This is a genomic window from Roseovarius marisflavi (assembly GCF_900142625.1).
GTDB classification, from domain to species: domain Bacteria; phylum Pseudomonadota; class Alphaproteobacteria; order Rhodobacterales; family Rhodobacteraceae; genus Roseovarius; species Roseovarius marisflavi.
Genome location: NZ_FRBN01000011.1, coordinates 82,216 through 100,238, shown reverse-complemented (window position 1 = coordinate 100,238; position 18,023 = coordinate 82,216). Strand labels below are relative to the sequence as shown.

Annotated in this window: 14 protein-coding genes and 1 tRNA gene; 9 read left to right on the top strand and 6 right to left on the bottom strand. The window is 61.8% G+C overall.

Annotated elements, in window-relative coordinates:
* The first annotated feature begins 2 nt into the window (after positions 1-2).
* Positions 3-2,675 carry a DUF2339 domain-containing protein gene (locus tag BUB78_RS11400; protein WP_084732842.1) on the top strand — a complete coding sequence of 891 codons (2,673 nt, stop codon included), beginning with the start codon at positions 3-5 and terminating at the stop codon, positions 2,673-2,675.
* Here BUB78_RS11400 and BUB78_RS11395 read toward each other — a convergent pair.
* Complete coding sequence (locus BUB78_RS11395) at positions 2,672-3,082, bottom strand: group III truncated hemoglobin (protein ID WP_073198219.1); 411 nt, start codon at positions 3,080-3,082, stop codon at positions 2,672-2,674. The two genes, BUB78_RS11400 and BUB78_RS11395, sit on opposite strands and share 4 nt — an antisense overlap.
* A 219-nt stretch (positions 3,083-3,301) precedes the next feature.
* On the opposite strand from BUB78_RS11395, the gene ileS reads away from it, so the two are divergent.
* Both ileS and BUB78_RS11385 read left to right on the top strand, forming a co-directional pair.
* Positions 3,302-6,226, top strand: a complete 2,925-nt coding sequence (gene ileS, locus BUB78_RS11390) for an isoleucine--tRNA ligase (RefSeq protein ID WP_073198218.1) — start codon at positions 3,302-3,304, stop codon at positions 6,224-6,226.
* A gap of 293 nt (positions 6,227-6,519) precedes the next feature.
* Entirely contained in the window at positions 6,520-6,702 is a 183-nt protein-coding gene (locus BUB78_RS11385) for a phage major capsid protein (protein WP_073198217.1), read from the top strand.
* A gap of 329 nt (positions 6,703-7,031) precedes the next feature.
* Here BUB78_RS11385 and BUB78_RS11375 read toward each other — a convergent pair.
* From BUB78_RS11375 to BUB78_RS11360, 4 genes are all read right to left on the bottom strand, one after another.
* Positions 7,032-7,108, bottom strand: a tRNA-Arg gene (locus BUB78_RS11375).
* Between the two features lie 57 nt (positions 7,109-7,165).
* A complete protein-coding gene (locus tag BUB78_RS11370) occupies positions 7,166-8,557 on the bottom strand; it encodes a sensor histidine kinase (RefSeq protein ID WP_073198215.1) in 1,392 nt (463 codons plus the stop codon).
* Between the two features lie 24 nt (positions 8,558-8,581).
* Positions 8,582-10,000 (bottom strand): dihydrolipoyl dehydrogenase family protein, encoded by a 1,419-nt coding sequence (locus BUB78_RS11365; protein ID WP_073198214.1) that lies wholly within the window; start codon positions 9,998-10,000, stop codon positions 8,582-8,584.
* A 2-nt stretch (positions 10,001-10,002) separates the two neighbouring features.
* Positions 10,003-10,746 (bottom strand): TVP38/TMEM64 family protein, encoded by a 744-nt coding sequence (locus tag BUB78_RS11360; protein WP_073198247.1) that lies wholly within the window; start codon positions 10,744-10,746, stop codon positions 10,003-10,005.
* Positions 10,747-11,028: 282 nt separating this feature from the next.
* On the opposite strand from BUB78_RS11360, the gene rpmH reads away from it, so the two are divergent.
* The 3 genes from rpmH to yidD are packed head-to-tail and all read left to right on the top strand — an operon-like array spanning position 11,029 to position 11,851.
* Entirely contained in the window at positions 11,029-11,163 is a 135-nt protein-coding gene (rpmH, locus tag BUB78_RS11355; protein ID WP_027241708.1) for a 50S ribosomal protein L34, read from the top strand.
* A gap of 20 nt (positions 11,164-11,183) precedes the next feature.
* Entirely contained in the window at positions 11,184-11,603 is a 420-nt protein-coding gene (gene rnpA / locus BUB78_RS11350) for a ribonuclease P protein component (protein WP_073198213.1), read from the top strand.
* Positions 11,600-11,851, top strand: a complete 252-nt coding sequence (gene yidD / locus BUB78_RS11345) for a membrane protein insertion efficiency factor YidD (protein WP_073198212.1) — start codon at positions 11,600-11,602, stop codon at positions 11,849-11,851. The genes rnpA and yidD overlap by 4 nt, the downstream gene beginning before the upstream one ends.
* Here the strand turns inward: yidD and speB are convergent.
* Positions 11,848-12,810, bottom strand: coding sequence for an agmatinase (gene speB, locus BUB78_RS11340; protein ID WP_073198246.1), 963 nt, complete (start codon positions 12,808-12,810; stop codon positions 11,848-11,850). The genes yidD and speB overlap by 4 nt on opposite strands.
* Positions 12,811-12,947: 137 nt before the next feature.
* On the opposite strand from speB, the gene guaB reads away from it, so the two are divergent.
* From guaB to BUB78_RS11325, 3 genes are all read left to right on the top strand, one after another.
* On the top strand, positions 12,948-14,396 hold the full coding sequence (guaB, locus tag BUB78_RS11335) for an IMP dehydrogenase (RefSeq protein WP_073198211.1): 1,449 nt from the start codon (positions 12,948-12,950) through the stop codon (positions 14,394-14,396).
* A gap of 39 nt (positions 14,397-14,435) precedes the next feature.
* Positions 14,436-15,602 (top strand): RsmB/NOP family class I SAM-dependent RNA methyltransferase, encoded by a 1,167-nt coding sequence (locus tag BUB78_RS11330; protein ID WP_073198210.1) that lies wholly within the window; start codon positions 14,436-14,438, stop codon positions 15,600-15,602.
* Between the two features lie 110 nt (positions 15,603-15,712).
* Positions 15,713-18,001 (top strand): hybrid sensor histidine kinase/response regulator, encoded by a 2,289-nt coding sequence (locus tag BUB78_RS11325; RefSeq protein ID WP_084732841.1) that lies wholly within the window; start codon positions 15,713-15,715, stop codon positions 17,999-18,001.
* Positions 18,002-18,023 lie beyond the last annotated feature (22 nt).

Below are 18,023 nucleotides of genomic sequence, written 5' to 3'. Positions count from 1 at the left end.
AAATGGACGCGATCGTGGTAATTCTTGCGCTATGCATTCTCGCCCTTGTGGTGTTCGGGCTTCCCTATCTTCTGGTGTCGCATGCCCGCCTCAAGGCGCGGGTCAGCGCGCTTGAGGTACAGCTTGTCAAAGCGGGGTCAAGCCCCGCCGCCGCCATGCCGTCACCCGAGAGCAAATCCGAGGATACCGGCCCATGGGCCCGTGCCCAAGAGCCAATGCCGACCCCGATACCCGCCCCGCGCCCCACGCCGGACAAGGTCGGCCCGCCCCGTGCCTTTGTGCTCCGGCGTGACAAACTGGCCGCGCTTCTTGGCTGGATGCGCGACAACTGGGCGCTTGCCGTGGCTGGCGTCTCACTGGCCCTGGCCGGGGTGTTCATGGTGCAATACGGCGTCGAAAAGGGCCTTTTGACGCCGTTCTGGCGGGTCATGGGGGCCTTGGCGCTTGGCGCGGCCATGATTGCCGGGGGGGAGGTCATTCGGCGCCGCCACGGTGACGAGGGCGGCGCGACGGCAGGCTTGCCCTCGGTTTTATCGGGGGCGGGCGTGATAACACTCTTTGCCGCCGTGCTGGCGGCGCGTGCGCTTTACGGGTTGATTGGTTCTGAAACCGGCCTTGCGGCGCTTGTCGGCGTTGCTGCTGTCGCCATCGTTCTGGGCTGGTTTTATGGGCCGGTTCTATCGGCGCTTGGGTTGATCGGGGCAGGGGCCGCGCCGTTCCTTGTTGGCGGCTCATCGGATACGCCGTGGCTGTTTTACTATTATTACGCCGTCTTGGCCTTTGTCGGTCTGGCCGTGGATGCCCTGCGACGATGGGCGTGGATTTCAGTGCTTGCCCTGACGGTGACGGTGAGCGGGGCCAATCTGCTTTACCTTGGGGATGCGGGCGCGCTGCATTACCTGGCGTTCTGGGCCTTGGTGATGCTTTTTGCCGTGCTGGTGCCCGAGCGAAGCCTGACGCCGAGGCATGCGGGCAACTCGATCAGCCGCCGGATCATGGCGGGCGGCGATTTCCCGGATTTTCCGGCGCGGCTGGCCTTGGCCATGGTTGCGCTTGGTTCTGTGGCGGCGGTTCTGGTGGCGCGCAACGCCGGTGATGTGGTGACAGACTGGCTCTCGCTGGGGCTTTTGGCGCTGATGATCGCGGCACTTGTGCTTGGCACGGCGCTCGCCCCCGCGCTTGAGGATCTGCCGGTGCTTCCGGCGCTTGCAGGGCTTGTTCTGGTGATGCTTGAGGGGCTGGAGCGCGGCCCGCTTTGGGCGACGTTCCGAGCGGGTGCCGAGCGCCTGCCCGAAACCCCCGCGCCGCTTGCGGCCAGCCTTCTGATGCTGGGCGGGGCGGTCACCTCGGGGCTGTTTGCGCTTCGGATGCAACAGGCCGGGGCCGCCGTGCCATCAATCCTCTGGGCGCTCTGCGCGGCGGTCGCGGGGCCTGCGCTTGCGCTTATCCTCGAGCTGTGGTGGCAGCCCGGCGATGTGATCGGTCTCTATCCCTGGGCGCTGCATGTGCTTGGCATGGCCGGGCTCATGGTCTGGCTCGCGATGCGAAGCGCCAAGGGCGCGGCCCCCGACGCGCGGCTGCGCGCCGCCCTTTTTGCCGGAAGCGCGATCGTGCTGATCTCGCTGGCGCTGTTCGTGATGCTGAGCGCGACCGCCCTGACGCTGGTGCTTGCGGTCGTGGTGCTGGTGACGGCGCTGATCGACCGGCGCTTCAACCTGCCGCTTCTGGGCGGGATTGCCCAGCTTGGCGTGGCCGTGATCGGCTATCGCCTTGTGCTTGATCCGGGCGTCATTTGGGCGGTCAAAAGCGCCGGATTGGGCGATGTGATCCTGTCGCATGCCGGGCCTCTGGTGCTTTTGACCGCTGCTTGGGTGGTGATGGCGCCGCGCGCGCAGGGCGCCACGCGGGTTGTCATCGAAAGCGCGATCTGGGGCATTGCTGCTATTTTCGCCAGCGTGCTGTTGCAACGCTGGCTTGGCGAGGTTGGCGCGATGGGGCATGCCGGGCTCGGGCTGATGGCGGTGGTCTGGATTGTGGCGGCCATGGTCCAGCTTTACCGCCTTAAGGTGAGTGGGCGCATCATGGGGGCGCTTCGTATCACCTTGGCGGTCGTCATGGGCGCGATTGCTGCGGTCCTGCTTGTGGCGCAGGCGGTGATCACCAACCCGCTGGTGCCGTTCATGTGGCGCAAGGAGCTGGTCACCGGCCCGATGATTTTCGACAGTCTGGCGGCGGCATACCTGCCTGTGGCTTTGGTCTTTGCCGTGGCGGCTTGGAAGCTTGGGCATTTGCCGCGCCTTTTGCGGGGCGGCTTTGTGGTGCTGGCCTCCGCCTATGGCGCCTGGTACGGCGGGCTTGAAATCCGGCGGCTGTGGCAGGGGCGCGACCTGTCGGTGCCCGGCGTCAGCGACGGCGAGTTATACAGCTATACCCTTGCGCTGATCGCGGTCTCGGGTGTCTTGCTTTTGCTGGCGCTGCTGCGCCGTTCCGAGACCCTGCGCCGTTTGGCGATGGCCGGTGTGGCGCTGACCGTGGCCAAGGTGTTCCTGGTCGATATGTCGGGCCTCGCCGGTCTCGTGCGGGTGGCGTCCTTTCTTGGCCTGGGCCTGAGCCTTGCCGGTCTGGCCTGGCTTAACCAACGCATCGCGCGCCATATGGCCAAGCCACAGCCCTAGCGCAGCTTGGGGATGCCGCCGGGCAGGGTGGAGCGATCGACCACGCCCGCGCGCAACGACCGCCCGATACGATGCGCAAGCGCCGACCACGCCGCCGCCTGCTGCGGGCTCAACTCGCGATCAAGCGTGCGGTCAAACAGCGACAGCCAGGTGGAAAACATCCCCGGCTGAACGTTGCGCGCCTTGACATGCGCCTCCATCGGGCTGCCGTCATAGACCCGCTCATGCAGGATCGAATTGGCCCAGAAATCCGCCACCTTGGCCTCATGCTTGGGCCAGTCGGTGACATGGGCGGCAAACACCGGCCCAAGGCCGGGATGTTCGCGCGCGGCGGCATAAAAGGCGGCGACCACCTGCTCGATCTGCGCGCGGGTGATGTCGAAACGTGGGGGTAGGGCGTTTGTCATCTCCCTTATGTGGCGTGCCCATGCGCCCAAGGCAATCCCCCCTCTGGACGATGCAGGAAGGCGGGCCTATAAGGCGGCCATGATGACACGCACTGCGATCATTATTCGAATTACATGCCCGGCGCTCTGATCAGATCGAGCCGCCGGGACAAGGCGTATGAGCAAGCGCGCCGCCCCTCATCCAGATTGATGCAAGACCAGTGACAAAGGACGCCCGCAATGTGCGCCGACACCAGCCAAACGCCCGACTATAAAACCACGCTCAACCTGCCGCAGACCGATTTCCCGATGCGCGCGGGCCTGCCCAAACGCGAGCCGGAGTGGCTTGAGCGTTGGGCAAGGATCGGCGTCTATGACCGCCTGCGCGACAAATCCGATGGGCGTAAGCCCTTTACCCTGCACGATGGCCCGCCCTACGCCAACGGGCATTTGCATATCGGTCACGCGCTCAACAAGATCCTCAAGGATATGGTGGTGCGCAGCCAACAGATGATGGGGCGCGACGCGCGCTATATCCCCGGCTGGGATTGTCACGGCCTTCCCATCGAGTGGAAGATCGAAGAGCAGTACCGCGCCAAGGGCAAAGACAAGGACGAGGTCGATATCGTCGATTTCCGTCAGGAATGCCGCAAGTTCGCCGAAGGCTGGATCGACATCCAGCGCGACGAATTCAAGCGACTTGGCATCACCGGCACCTGGGACAAGCCCTATCTTACGATGGATTTCCGCTCTGAACGGATCATCGCCGAGGAATTCCAGAAATTCCTGATGACTGGCGTGCTTTACCAAGGCTCCAAGCCCGTGATGTGGTCGCCGATCGAACAGACCGCCCTGGCCGAGGCCGAAGTGGAATATCACGACAAGGAAAGCTTCACGATCTGGGTGAAGTTCAAGGTTGAGGGTGCAACCGTTGCCCAAGATCTGTCAGGCGCCTACGTCGTGATCTGGACCACCACCCCATGGACCATGCCAAGCAACAAGGCCGTGGTGTACGGCGAAAACTTTGCCTATGGCCTTTACGAGGTCACCTCGACCCCCGATGAAAGCTGGGCCAATGTTGGCGACCGCTTCATTCTGGCAGACAAGCTTGCCGGCGATGTGATGGCGCGCGCCCGCCTTGATGAGGGCATGTATACCCGTGTCCGCGATGTCACCGCCGAGGACCTCTCGGGCCTTGCGCTGCAACACCCGCTGGCCGGGGTTGAGGGCGGCAATGGCGAATGGGACGACCTGCGCGATTTCCGCGCCGCCGATTTCGTCACCGACGAAGAAGGCACTGGTTTCGTCCATTGCGCGCCGTCCCACGGGATGGAGGAATTCGAACTTTACCGCGATCTTGGCATGCTGGAGCAGGTGATCACCTATAACGTCATGGAAGATGGCCGGTTCCGCGATGACCTGCCTCTGTTCGGCGGCAAGGCGATCCTCAAGCCCAACGGCAAAGAGGGCGACGCCAACAAGGCGGTGATCGACAAGCTGGCCGAGGTCGGCGGCTTGCTGGCGCGTGGCAAGATCAAGCACAGCTATCCGCATTCCTGGCGCTCCAAGGCGCCGGTGATCTATCGCAACACGCCGCAATGGTTTGCCGCCGTGGATCGCCCCGTTGGCGACGGGCAGGATGAATACGGCACCACAATCCGCGAACGCGCGCTCAATTCCATCGACAAGCTGGTGACATGGACGCCGAAAACCGGGCGCAACCGGCTCTACTCGATGATCGAGGCGCGCCCGGACTGGGTTCTGAGCCGTCAACGCGCCTGGGGCGTGCCGCTCACCTGTTTTGTCAAGAAAGGCGCTTTGCCCACCGACCCGGACTTCCTGTTGCGCGACGAGGCGGTCAACGCGCGCATCCTTGCGGCCTTCGAGGCCGAAGGCGCGGATGCCTGGTATAAGCCCGGCGCCAAGGAACGCTTCCTTGGCAATGACCATGACGCGGATCAGTGGGACAAGGTCGATGACATCCTGGACGTCTGGTTTGATTCCGGCTCGACCCACGCCTTTGTTCTGCGCGACCGCGAGGATGGTTCCGAGGACGGCATGGCCGATCTTTACCTTGAGGGCACCGATCAGCATCGCGGCTGGTTCCATTCCTCGATGCTTCAGGCCTGCGGGACCATCGGGCACGCGCCCTATCGCGGGGTGCTGACCCATGGCTTCACGCTCGACGAGAAGGGCAACAAGATGTCCAAATCGGTCGGCAATACCGTCGCGCCCGAGGATGTGACCAAGCAATACGGCGCAGATATCCTGCGCCTCTGGGTGGCACAGGCCGATTACACCGCCGACTTGCGGATCGGGCCCGAGATCCTGAAAGGCGTGGCCGACAGCTATCGCCGGTTGCGCAACACGATGCGCTTCATGCTGGGCGCTCTGGCGCATTTCTCCGAGGCTGACCGTGTAGAGCCCGCCGATATGCCCGAGCTGGAGCGTTGGGTGCTGCACCGTCTGGCCGAGCTTGATGAGAAGGTGAAGAGCGGCTTTGAAACCTATGATTTTCAAGGAGTTTTCCAGCAAATCTTTAACTTTGCCACGATCGAGCTAAGCGCGTTCTACTTTGATATCCGCAAGGATGCCTTGTATTGCGATGGCGACACCGCGCGCCGCCGCGCTGCGCGCACGGTGCTGGACGTGCTGTTCCATCGGCTGACCACATGGCTCGCTCCGGTGCTTGTGTTCACCATGGAAGAAGTCTGGCTCGAGCGCTTCCCGGGCGAGGAGAGCTCGGTGCATCTGGTCGATATCCCCGAGACGCCCGCCGCCTGGCTTGACAGCGATCTGGCCGCGAAATGGGCGCATGTGCGCGCCGCGCGCCGCGTCGTCACAGCCGCCCTCGAAGTGCAGCGCACCGACAAGGTCATCGGGGCCAGTCTTGAAGCCGCCCCAGTGGTCCACGTTCAGGACGCAGAAAGGCTTGCCCTGCTGAAATCGGTGAATTTCGAGGATGTCTGCATCACGTCCGACATCCAGCTCACCGGCGACCCGGCCCCGTCCGAGGCCTTCCGCTTTCCCGAGGTCGAAGGCGTTACCGTCGTGTTTGAGCGCGCGGAGGGCGAAAAATGCCAGCGCTGCTGGAAAATCCTGCCCGATGTGGGCATCCATGCCCATCCCGGGACCTGCAAGCGCTGTAACGACGCGCTTGGCTAAGCGCAGGTCTCGCGCCTCTTGAGGGCGCGGGATTTGGATATTTAAAGCCAGAAGAAGAGGGCGCATGCGCTCGGGCTTCTTCTGGCCCAAAATATCCGAACTTATCTGCCAAACGCACGACCTGAGCTACTCCCGATTTGGTGGCCGGTTTTGGCGTAAACCAGAGCCTCTCTCGTCCAGCCGCATTTACATGAGACGCATTAACCCAGTGATTTCGCCTGACCGGGCTGCGCAGACCCGTCGGCTGATCAGATTGGCGTACTCTTTACAGGTGTTGCCGGTGGTCTGGCTGGGTGCCTAACGGGGAGGATGCTTTGGCCGACACGGTGGATACGCTCAGAGCGCCTTATATCGCCGGGGCATCGTGGATGATGACGCGGGCCATGCGCAACAAAATCAGGAAGCTTCAAGACAGCGACGGGCGTTTCATCTATCAGGCATCGCTTGATGCGGCCCTCCCTGACACCGCCTTCTAGGCTACGTCAGTCGTTGCCCAGGACGAACCCCGCTCGGGGATATTATCTGTCTTGAGCCAGCTAAGTGCTTGGTCAAGCTAATGGCTTGAAAATGTACATGCATCCGACGATCAAGGACAGAAAGCCGAGCCCAGAAACGATCTTCTCTATCGCTCTCGCTCTGAAACAAACGTTCTCTCCGGTCATCGTCCTATCCAACCAGACGCGCCCACCCGCCGAACTTTGCAGAACGACGTTGAAGGCCGACGATAAGTGCAGTGACAAGGTCAACGGCGATTGATCGGGGCCCAATAAATGCCCTATCTATCGTCTTGTTATCAAGGGGAAAGTGGCGGACCGAGGAGGATTCGAACCCCCGACCCCTTGATTCGTAGTCAAGTACTCTATCCAGCTGAGCTATCGGTCCGTTGAGGCCAGCAATTAGACTCTGGCGCAGGGGTTTGCAAGGGTGTTTTGGCAGAAATTACGCCCCTTGGGATAAATTTCCCTTGGGGAGGGTCACGCAGAAGGATGTGCCGGTTTCATCGCTGCGCTCCAGCGTCAGATCGCCGCCGTGGCCGCGCGTCAGTTCGATGGCGATGCTCAGCCCAAGACCGGTGCCGCCCTTGGTGACGCCGCCCTGAAAGGGTTTGAAGAGATGCTCGCGGGCCTTGGGGGCAAGGCCGGGACCGGTGTCGGTGATGCGGATGATCCAGTCCTTGTCATCCTCGGTCGCGGTGATGTTCACTTCGCCGGGTTTGTGAGAATTTACAATCGCTTGCCGGGCGTTCCTGACAAGGTTTCCAATCACGCGATAGAGTTGTTCTGCGTCGGCGCGCAGGAACAGCGTGTCGGGGATATCCTGCGAAAAGCTTATGTCGCTGTCGCCGACCGACAGGCGTTCGCTGTCGATGACATCATCCACGATATCGGCCAGCCGAAAGCGGTTAAGCGTCGGGCCGGGCTCTTCGGCCTTGCCATAGGCCAGTGTCGCCTCGCACAGGTGCACGGCGCGGGTCAGCGAATTCACCAGCTTGGGCGCCATGCGTTTGACGCTCGGGTCTTCGCTCATTTCGATGCGGTCGGTGAAAAGCTGGGCACTGGTCAGGATGTTGCGCAAATCATGGCTGACCTTGGCCACGGCACCGCCCAATTGGGCGAGATGCTCTTTTTGCTTGAGGGCGCCGGTCAGCTGGGTTTGCAGCGATTGCAGGGTTTCCTCGGCCTCGCGCAGTTCGATGATCCCGGCCGAGGGCTGGATAACGCGGCGCGCGTCTTCGGGGGATTCGGCATAGGATTTCATATGCCCGATCACCCGTTTGATCGGTTTGACCAGAAAAACCCGCACCGCCAGAAACAACAGCACGGCGGTAAAGATCGAGATCACCAGCGACAGCATCAGGATGCGCAGCCCATAGTCAATCATCGCCATGCGCAAGTCGTCGGTTTCAAGCGTGATCTCGATCAAGAGGCCGCCCATGCGCACCGGCTGACCGATCACCCGGATCACCTCGGTTTGCGGGGTCAGCAAGCGCATGGTCGCGTCGCGGATAAGCGTAAAGGCCGGGGCATCGCGCAAATCGAAGGTCTGCGCGATGGGGCCGGGCATCGGAGAGCTCAGCACAAGCTGGCGCGCCTCATCGCGGCGCAGCACCACGTTGAACACGCCGGCATTGCGCAACAGCTCATCCTGAAGGTCCGGCGTGACCTCTGCATCGGCCAAAAGCACCAGCGACGCAATTTGCGCCCGCTCAAGCCGGGTCAGCAGGAAATCCTCGCGAAAGCGGGCGATGGAGGGGACAAAGATCATCACCTCTGCCAGCATCACGAAGACCGCTGTCAGGATCAGGAAGCGCCCTGAAAGTGAGTTGAGCAATCCCTTGTCTCCTTAATCGCCGCCCTAGGGCAGCCAGCCTTGCACAAAGCGCACAACGCGTTTCACCATAGGGCTATCAAACAGTTTTGGCGAGAAATAGGCCCCGGCGACGCGTTTGTTGATTTCGCCGAGCGTGGGGTAGGGCGCGACCATATTGGCGATATGTTTCATCTTGAGGTTGTTGGCCAGGATGAAGGCCCAGAGATTGATCAGCTCGCCCGCCTGCGCCCCGGCAATCGAGGCACCGACCGGGCGACCGCGCACGACCATGACCTTGATAAGCCCCTCGGTCTTGCGTTCGGCAATGGCGCGGTCGTTATGATTGTAATGAAAGCGCACCACCTCGAGGTTGCCGCCATGTTCCTTGCGCGCGGCCTCTTCAGTCAGGCCGACATGCGCCAGTTCCGGGTCGGTGTATGTGGCCCAGGGAATATGATCCGTGCGTTCCTTGGCAGGCAGGCCAAGCAGCGCCGAGCGGATGATAAGCCCGGCGTGATAGCCCGCCATATGGGTGAATTGAAGCCCGCCGGCCACATCGCCGATGGCATAGACGCGGCGGTTGGTGCTGCGCATGCCGGCATCGACCTTGATGCCGCGGCGGGTGGTTTCGATCCCGGCCTTTTCGGCGTCAAGCTTGTTGATATTGGCCGCTCGTCCGACCGCCATCAAAAGATGGCTGCCCTTGAAAATGCGACCATCCTTGGCCTCGACCTCGATCGCGCCGAGCTTGCCGCGAATTTCGGCGGCCATGGCGCCCTCGGCAATCTCGATGCCCTCGGCGGCAAAGCGATCAAGCACGACGGCGGCCAGTTCCGGGTCGTCATTGCCAAGCGCCTTCATGCCCTCGATCACCGTCACCTCACAGCCGAGGCGGCGATGCGCCTGTGCCATTTCCATACCAATCGGCCCGCCGCCGATCACCAAAAGGTGCTCGGGCTTGTCGCGCAGTTCAAAGATCGTCTCGTTGGTTTCATAGGGCACGTTTTCAAGCCCCGGAATCGGCGGTACGAAGGGCGAAGACCCGGTCGAGATCACGATCCGGCGGGCGGTGATCACATGCTCGCCGGCCTGCACCTCTGTGGGCGAGATGAAACGCCCGTATTCGCGGATCACCCGCACGCCCATGCCCTCGAACCGTTCCTGGCTATCGACCGGGGCGATCTGGCCGATCACATCGGCGACGTGATCCTTGGTGGCGGCGTAATCGACCGAAGGCGTGACATCGGCGACGCCGAAAACGCTGGCATGCGACTGCGCATAGGCCGCCTTGCCGCTGGCAATCAGCGCCTTCGAGGGCACGCAGCCGAAGTTAAGGCAATCGCCGCCCATCTTGTGACCCTCTAGCAGGATCACGCTTGCGCCCATCTGAACCGCGCCGGCCGCGACCGACAGGCCGCCAGAGCCGGCCCCGATAATCAGAAGGTCCGCTTTCAACTTGGTCATGCTCAAATTCCTTTCTTGCCCCGAAGGGCCTTAATCACGATGGGCATCGCGGCAAGCGCGCTCAGGCCCAGAATAGGGCCGATTATCTGCGGCTCCCACAGCAATGACAAATCCGGGCTTTCGCCGCGATCAAACACCTCGCCAAGACCGACGCCGATCCAGGTAAAGACAATCGCGCCGGGAATGATGCCCAGAACGGTGGTGAAGGCAAAGTTAATGAACTTGACCCCGACAAGTGCCGGCAAGAGATTGGCGACGAAAAACGGCACCGCAGGCACAAGGCGCATCAGAAAGAGCACGCTGATCTCGTTGTCATTCAGCCCTGCCTTGAGCTTTTTCATCGTCCCGTCAGAGGTTTCGATCTTGGCCGCAAGGGTCTGGCCCAGGCCCCAGCGGGCGGCCAGAAAGATCGTCATCGCACCAAGGCTGGCAGCGGTGACGTTGAACACCGTGCCAAGGAACAGCCCGAACAGGAACCCGCCGGTGACCGAGGCCACCGCCGCACCGGGCAGCGAAAACGCCACGATGGCAAAGTAAACCGCGATAAAGGCCAGCACCATCAGCGCGAAGTTGGCATCGCGGAACGCCAGCAATGTGTCGCGATGTTCGCGCAGCGTGTCGAAGGTGATATAATCGCGTAAAGTGAAAAAGCCGATGGCGGCGACCGTCAGGATGATCGCCAGCGGTGCATGCCGCATAAGCCCGGCCTTTTGGGTCTTGGGAGTGTCTTGCGAAGTTTTTTCCATGGTCCTGCCCGGTTTGGTATTGTTGAACACTACTTGCATAGCCGAACCCGCCACCGCCAGTGGCCTCACGCGGGGGTGATCGGGGGTGAGTGTTTCCGCTACGTTACGGGCGCCCAATGCGCGGACTGTAACATTGGGTCGAGGAATGTGTATGTTTTTGTTGCAAAAGCCGCCCTGTGGGTTTGACTTGTGAAAATCGGCCCTCTATAGACCGGGCTTCAGATAACACAGGGCGAGGCGCGATTCCTAAATGCGCCACCTGACAAAGTCGGAGACGGAGCGATGAAACGCACCTTTCAACCCTCGAACCTGGTTCGCAAACGCCGCCACGGGTTTCGTGCACGTATGGCCACCAAAGCAGGCCGCAAGATCCTTAACGCACGTCGCGCACGTGGCCGTAAGGAACTGAGCGCGTAAGCGCCAGTCTTGTTCAGACAATGACACCGCCGGGCGCCCCTGACAGCGATGCAGGACCCATGCACCCAGCGGTTTCGTCATGTCCAGAGGTCAAGTCAAAACCGGTGACGGTTTTGCGCAAACGTGCCGATTTTCTGGCCGCCGCGCGCGCGCGCCGTCAAGGTACCGCCTCGATGATGGTGCAGGCGCGCAAGCGTGGCGATGATGACCTTGGCATCCGGGTTGGATTTACCTGCTCCAAAAAGGTTGGCAACGCCGTGGCGCGCAACCGTGCCAAGCGTCGCCTGCGCGCCGCTGCACACGAAGTTCTTCCTGTAAGCGGTTTGAATGGTTGGGATTATGTCCTGATCGGGCGCAAGGATGTCACCGCAGAGCGGCCCTTTGAGGCGCTCAAGGGCGATCTGCTCCAAGCGCTCAAAAAACTGCATCCGGCATCATGACCCCGCTGGCGCGCCTTCTGTCGCTGCCGATCAAGGGCTATCGGCTTATCCTGTCGCCCTGGGTCGGCTATCACTGCCGCTATCACCCGACCTGCAGCCAATACGCCCTTGAGGCGCTTGAAAAGCACGGCGGGTTGCGCGGCGGCTGGATGGCGGCCAAGCGGATCGGGCGCTGTAACCCCTGGGGGCAATGCGGCCACGATCCGGTGCCAGAGCCAAAGTCTGGGCGCAAAGGCCGCGACGCCTAGGTGCGCGCGGCACGGGCGTGAAAGATGAACCCAAGCAGATTGAGCAGAACCTGCGCCGCCAGAATCGTGGTTGACCCGCTTTGGTCATAATCCGGCGCCACCTCGACAAGGTCTATGCCGACGATGTCGTGGGTCTTGGCAACCTCCTGCAGGATTTCAAGCACGTCGTAGTAGAGAAACCCGCCATGGCTCGGCGTGCCGGTGCCCGGCGCGATCGAGGGGCAGAAGGCATCAATGTCGATGGTGATATAGACCCGAGCACCCTTTGGGATGCGCGCGGCGGTGGCCTCGGGGCCAAGTTTGCGCACCTGACGCACCGACAGGATATCAGAGCCGCGCGCGCGGGCATCCTCGTAACCCTCTTTCGCGGTCGAGCTGACATTGCGGATGCCAAGTTGCGTCAGGCCGGTGACATAGGGCTTTTCGGCGGCGCGGCGCATCGGATTGCCATGGCCAAAGCGCACGCCGTGCCGCTCATCAACGAAATCAAGATGGGCGTCGATTTGCAGGACATGAATGTCGCCCTGATCATCAAAGGCGTTGATGCAGGGGATGTTGACCGAATGATCACCGCCGATGGTGACGGGCAGGGCACCCGCCGCCAGAATCGCGCGCACGCCCGCCTCGATATTGGCGTGGCTTTTCATCGTATCGGTATGCACGATATCGGCGTCGCCAAGATCGACGATGCGCACGTCACCCGGCAGATAGATCGCGTCATCCTCGTGGTCATAGGCCCCGGCATGGCCAAAGCTGAACAGGGTCGAGGCCTCGCGCATCCCGCGCGGGCCAAAGCGCGCGCCGGGCCGCCACTGGGTTCCGAAATCGAACGGCGCGCCGAGGATTGCCACATCGGCATCAATCGACGCCCAGTCGGCGACATAGGGACGCTTGCCAAAGGTGCAAATTCCCACGAATGGCAGGTCAAGCCTGCCGCCTTCATAGCCATGATCCGCCATGCGATCCCCCGCTGTTTTATTGGTCTGCGCGAAGGTGGCCGGAAATGTCGCGGGCGGCAAGGCACGAATCGGCCTTTTCCCTGCCGCTGATCCGTGAAATAGGGAAGCGCCAAACGAGATATCCATGGAGAACCGTAATGGAGATTCGCGAGGCCCTTACCTTTGATGACGTCCTGCTGGTGCCTGCAGCATCAAGTGTGCTGCCCAATACGGCGGATACGCGCACCCATGTGACGCGCTCGATCAGCCTGAATATCCCGCTGCTCAGCTCGGCGATGGATACGGTCACCGAGAGCCGGATGGCGATCTGCATGGCCCAGCTTGGCGGCATGGGCGTGATCCACCGCAACCTTGACGTTGAAGAGCAGGCCAATCAGGTCCGTCGCGTCAAACGGTTTGAAAGCGGCATTGTCTATAGCCCGATCACCCTGACCCCGGATCAGACGCTGGCCGATGCCAAGGCGCTTCAGGAACGCTATAACGTTACCGGCTTTCCGGTGGTGGATGAAAAGGGGCGCGTGCTTGGCATTGTGACCAACCGTGACATGCGCTTTGCCGAAGATGACAAAACCCCCGTGCGGGTGATGATGACAAGCGACAACCTTGCCATCCTGCAAGAGCCCGCAGATCGCGAGCAGGCCAAATCGCTGATGAAAGAGCGCCGGATCGAAAAGCTTCTGGTGACGGATGGCAAGGGTAAGCTGACCGGCCTGTTGACCCTGCGCGATACCGAACAGGCGGTGCTTAACCCGACGGCCTGCAAGGATGACCTTGGGCGCTTGCGCGTTGCGGCGGCCACGACCGTGGGCGATGCCGGGTTCGAGCGCTCTCAGGCGCTTGTCGATGCGGGCGTGGACATGATCGTGATCGACACGGCGCATGGCCATTCCGAGGGCGTGGCGATTGCGGTTGAGCGCGCCAAGAAGCTCTCGAACGAGGTTCAGGTGGTGGCCGGCAACGTCGCGACCGCCGAGGCGACGCGCGCCCTGATCGGCGCGGGCGCCGATGCGGTCAAGGTCGGGATCGGCCCGGGCAGCATCTGTACCACGCGGATGGTGGCCGGTGTTGGCGTGCCACAGCTGACCGCGATCATAGACAGCGCGCGCGCGGCCGGCGACATCCCGGTGATTGCCGATGGCGGCATCAAGTTTTCCGGCGATTTCGCCAAGGCGATTGCCGCCGGCGCCTCCTGCGCCATGGTCGGCAGCATGCTTGGCGGCACCGATGAGGCCCCCGGCGAGGTGATCCTCTATCAGGGCCGGACCTTCAAGGCTTATCGCGGCATGGGAAGCCTTGGCGCCATGGCACGCGGCTCGGCCGACCGTTATTTCCAAAAGGATGCGGCCAGTGACAAGCTGGTTCCAGAGGGGATCGAGGGGCAGGTGCCCTACAAAGGCGCGGCTGGCCATGTGATCCATCAGCTTGTCGGCGGCTTGCGGGCGGCGATGGGATATACCGGCTGTGCGACGATTGAAAACATGCGCAGCGATTGCACCTTTGTGCGCATCACCGGCGCGGGCCTCAAGGAAAGCCATGTGCATGATGTTCAGATCACGCGTGAAAGTCCGAACTATCGGATTGGGTAATATATTCCGTGGATTATGCGGATAACTTAAGGTGACAGCATGACCCCCGCCGCCCGGATTTCCGCCGCGATTGAGATACTTGATGCCATGCTTGATGGCGCGCATGCGGAAAAAGCCATCAGCGCATGGGCCAGGCGTTCACGCTTTGCCGGGTCCAAGGATCGGGCGGCCCTGCGGGATCACGTGTTTGGTGTTCTGCGCCGCTGGCGCTCTTTTGTGGCGCTTGGCGGTGCCGGCACGGGGCGTGGTTTGATGATCGGCGCGTTGCGGGCGCAAGGCGTTGACCCTGCAGAGCTTTTTACCGGAGAAGGTCATGCGCCCGAACCGTTGAGTGCGGCAGAACTCGATGCCGGATCTGCGCCTGTGGGCGCGGCACGGCTTGATATCCCGGATTGGGTCTGGCCGCTCTTCGAGGCCTCGCTTGGCGAGGCGGCCGAGGACGCGGCGCTTGCCTTGCAGTCGCGTGCGCCGGTGATGCTGCGGGTCAATCTGCGGCAGGGAAATCGTGAGCAGGCGATTGCGCGTCTGGCCGATGAAGGCATTGTCGCGCATCCGCATGACATTGCCTCAACTGCTCTGCATGTCACTGAAGGGGAAAGGAAAATTTCCGGCTCTGCCTGTTATAACGATGGTTTGGTCGAGCTTCAGGATGGCAGCAGTCAGGCGGCCATGGCGCGCCTTGAGATCGCGCCCGGCGCGCGTGTGATAGATTATTGCGCCGGGGGTGGCGGCAAGGTTCTGGCGCTTGCGGCGCGTGCGGATAGCGTGTTTTTCGCCCATGACACTGCACCGCAGCGGATGAAGGATCTGCCGGTGCGCGCCGAGCGGGCCGGTGTTTGCGTCACCATTGTCGAGACAGGGCGGCTGCGCGATGAGGGGCCATTTGACCTTGTGCTTTGTGATGCGCCTTGTTCAGGAAGTGGGACATGGCGCCGTACGCCCGAGGCGAAATGGGCGCTGACGCCCGAACGCTTGAGCGAGCTGACCACGATCCAGCGCCGGATATTGCAGGACGCCGCCCCCCTTGTCGCGGCGGGTGGTGTTCTGGCCTATGCCACTTGTTCTGTTTTTAATGATGAAAATCAGGATTCTATACGTCACTTTTTAAGTGAAAACCCCGAGTGGCAGGCTGTGACTGAGACCGGGTTTGAGATCTCCGATGGTGGGGATGGGTTCTACATCGCACAGCTTCGCAAGAAAAGTTAACGAAAACGCAACCTTGACGTGTTTTTCAGGGTATCGTTAAGTCTCGCTTAAGAGTTTTGCCTCAGACATGAGGGGAAACATCGTACTTAAGGGAGTGGCTCTTGGCTTTCATGACCCTTTCTGACGGGCCGATCCGTCAGGCTGCACTGCGCATCGGCCCGCGGGCGGGCGTCGTGCTTGTGGCGGCGGTCTTGTTTTGGCTTGCGGCCTATCTGATGCCTGCGGGCCTTGCACAGCTGACGCTGGGGCTTGTGGGGGCCACCTTGGCGCTTGTGGCGATTTGGGTTGTGGTCATCAAACGCGCGGTGGCGCGCGCTTCGCGGGGTGTATACGAGCGCGCGCAGGAGTTGATTGGCGAGGATATTGCGCCCTCTATCCTGACCGGCCCCGAGGGAAAGATCATCTACTGTAACCCGGCGGCGGTTCAGACCTTCGATGCAGAGGCCGCCGTGACATTGGCAGGCGCGCTTCGCCAGCTGCTGGCCAATCCCGGCGTTATCCTGTTCCGGATGGAAAGCCGCGCCATTGCCAAGGGCGCAGCCGTCGAGGATGTGGTGACACGCGCCGGGCATTTGCACCTGAGCGTTCATCGCGTCGGCCCCGATCATTTTCTCTGGCGAATTGAAAAATCTGCTGATCGACCGCAAAAGGATGCGGATCCGATGCCTTTGCCGATGCTGACCGTGGGCCGCAACGAGGCGGTCTTGTTCATGAATTCCGCGGCGCGCACCCTTGTGGGCGAGCGCGCCCGCACATTGGAGAGGATCAGCTCGAAATTGCCGCTGCGCTCGGGGCAGATGAATGAGATCAACACGCCCGACGGCGAGGTATCCTGTTTGGTGGTCGAACTGGAGGGCACAGCCGGACGGCGCGAGGTGTTCCTGTTGCCGGGGATCGCCGGCGCCGAGCGACAGCCTGATGGCTGGGCGTTTTTCGATGATCTGCCTGTGCCCCTGCTCAAGGTTGCGCGGGACGGCGGGATTCAGCTCTCCAACCGTCCGGCGCGTGACCTTTTGGGTGTTGCAAGCTGCAAGGACGCCCTTCTGAGCGACGTGATGGAGGGATTGGGCCGTTCCATTACAGATTGGCTTGACGATGCGGCCGCAGGGCGCGGAACCGTGCATTCTGAATTCCTGCGCGTGCGGCGTGAGGATCGCGAGGTTTTTGTGCAGGTTACCCTGAACCGCGCCATGGAAGAAGGTGAGGTAGTGCTCATTGCCGTGCTGAGCGATGCCACCGAGCTCAAATCGCTTGAGGCGCAGTTTGTCCAAAGCCAGAAGATGCAGGCGATCGGCCAGTTGGCAGGCGGTGTGGCGCATGATTTCAACAACCTTCTGACCGCGATTTCAGGCCATTGCGACCTTCTTTTGCTACGCCATGACCAGGGCGATGTCGATTACAGCGATCTCATGCAGATCAACCAGAATGCCAATCGCGCGGCGGCTCTGGTCAGCCAGCTTTTGGCCTATTCGCGCAAGCAGACGTTGCGCCCGCAGGTTGTCGATTTGCGCGACACCCTGTCGGATCTGACGCATCTGTTGAACCGTCTGGTGGGCGAGAAGGTCACGCTTTCGCTAAGCCACGACCCGACCCTCTCTGCAATCCGGGCCGATAAGCGACAACTCGAACAGGTCTTGATGAATCTGGTGGTAAACGCCCGCGATGCGATGCCCGGTGGTGGCGACATTCGGATCGTGACCGAAAACCTCACATTGTCAGAGCCGTTGCGCCGCGGCTGCGCCGTGGTTGCGCCGGGGCGTTACGTGTCGGTTCAGGTGATCGACGAGGGGCTTGGGATCGCGCCGGACAAACTCCAGAAGGTGTTCGAGCCGTTCTTCACGACCAAGCGCACCGGTGAGGGCACCGGGCTTGGTCTATCCACGGCCTATGGCATTGTGAAGCAGACCGGCGGGTTCATCTTCGTCGACAGCACGCCGGGCGAGGGCGCAAGTTTCCAACTGATGTTCCCGGCCTATCTCGGCGACGAAAAGGTCGAAGTCATTCCAAAGGCCGCCGCCAGGAACGAGGCACCGATGAGCGGCGTCATCCTGCTCGTCGAGGACGAGGCGCCGGTGCGCGCCTTTGCCAGCCGCGCATTGCAGTTGCGGGGATTTACCGTGCTCGAGGCCGAATCCGCAGAAGATGCGCTAGAGCTTTTGATGGATGAGTCGCTGAAGGTGGATGTTTTCGTCACCGACGTGGTCATGCCAGGCATCGATGGCCCGAGTTGGGTACAGACCGCTCTGAAGGAGCGCCCCGATGTCAAGGTCGTGTTCATGTCCGGCTATGCCGAAGAGACCTTTGGCGACGCGCAGGCCAAAATCCCGAACTCGATCTTTCTTCCCAAACCATTCTCTCTCAATGAGTTGACCGAGACCGTTCACCGCCAAATGGGCTGAGGGGAGGCTGGGGCGCCGAAAT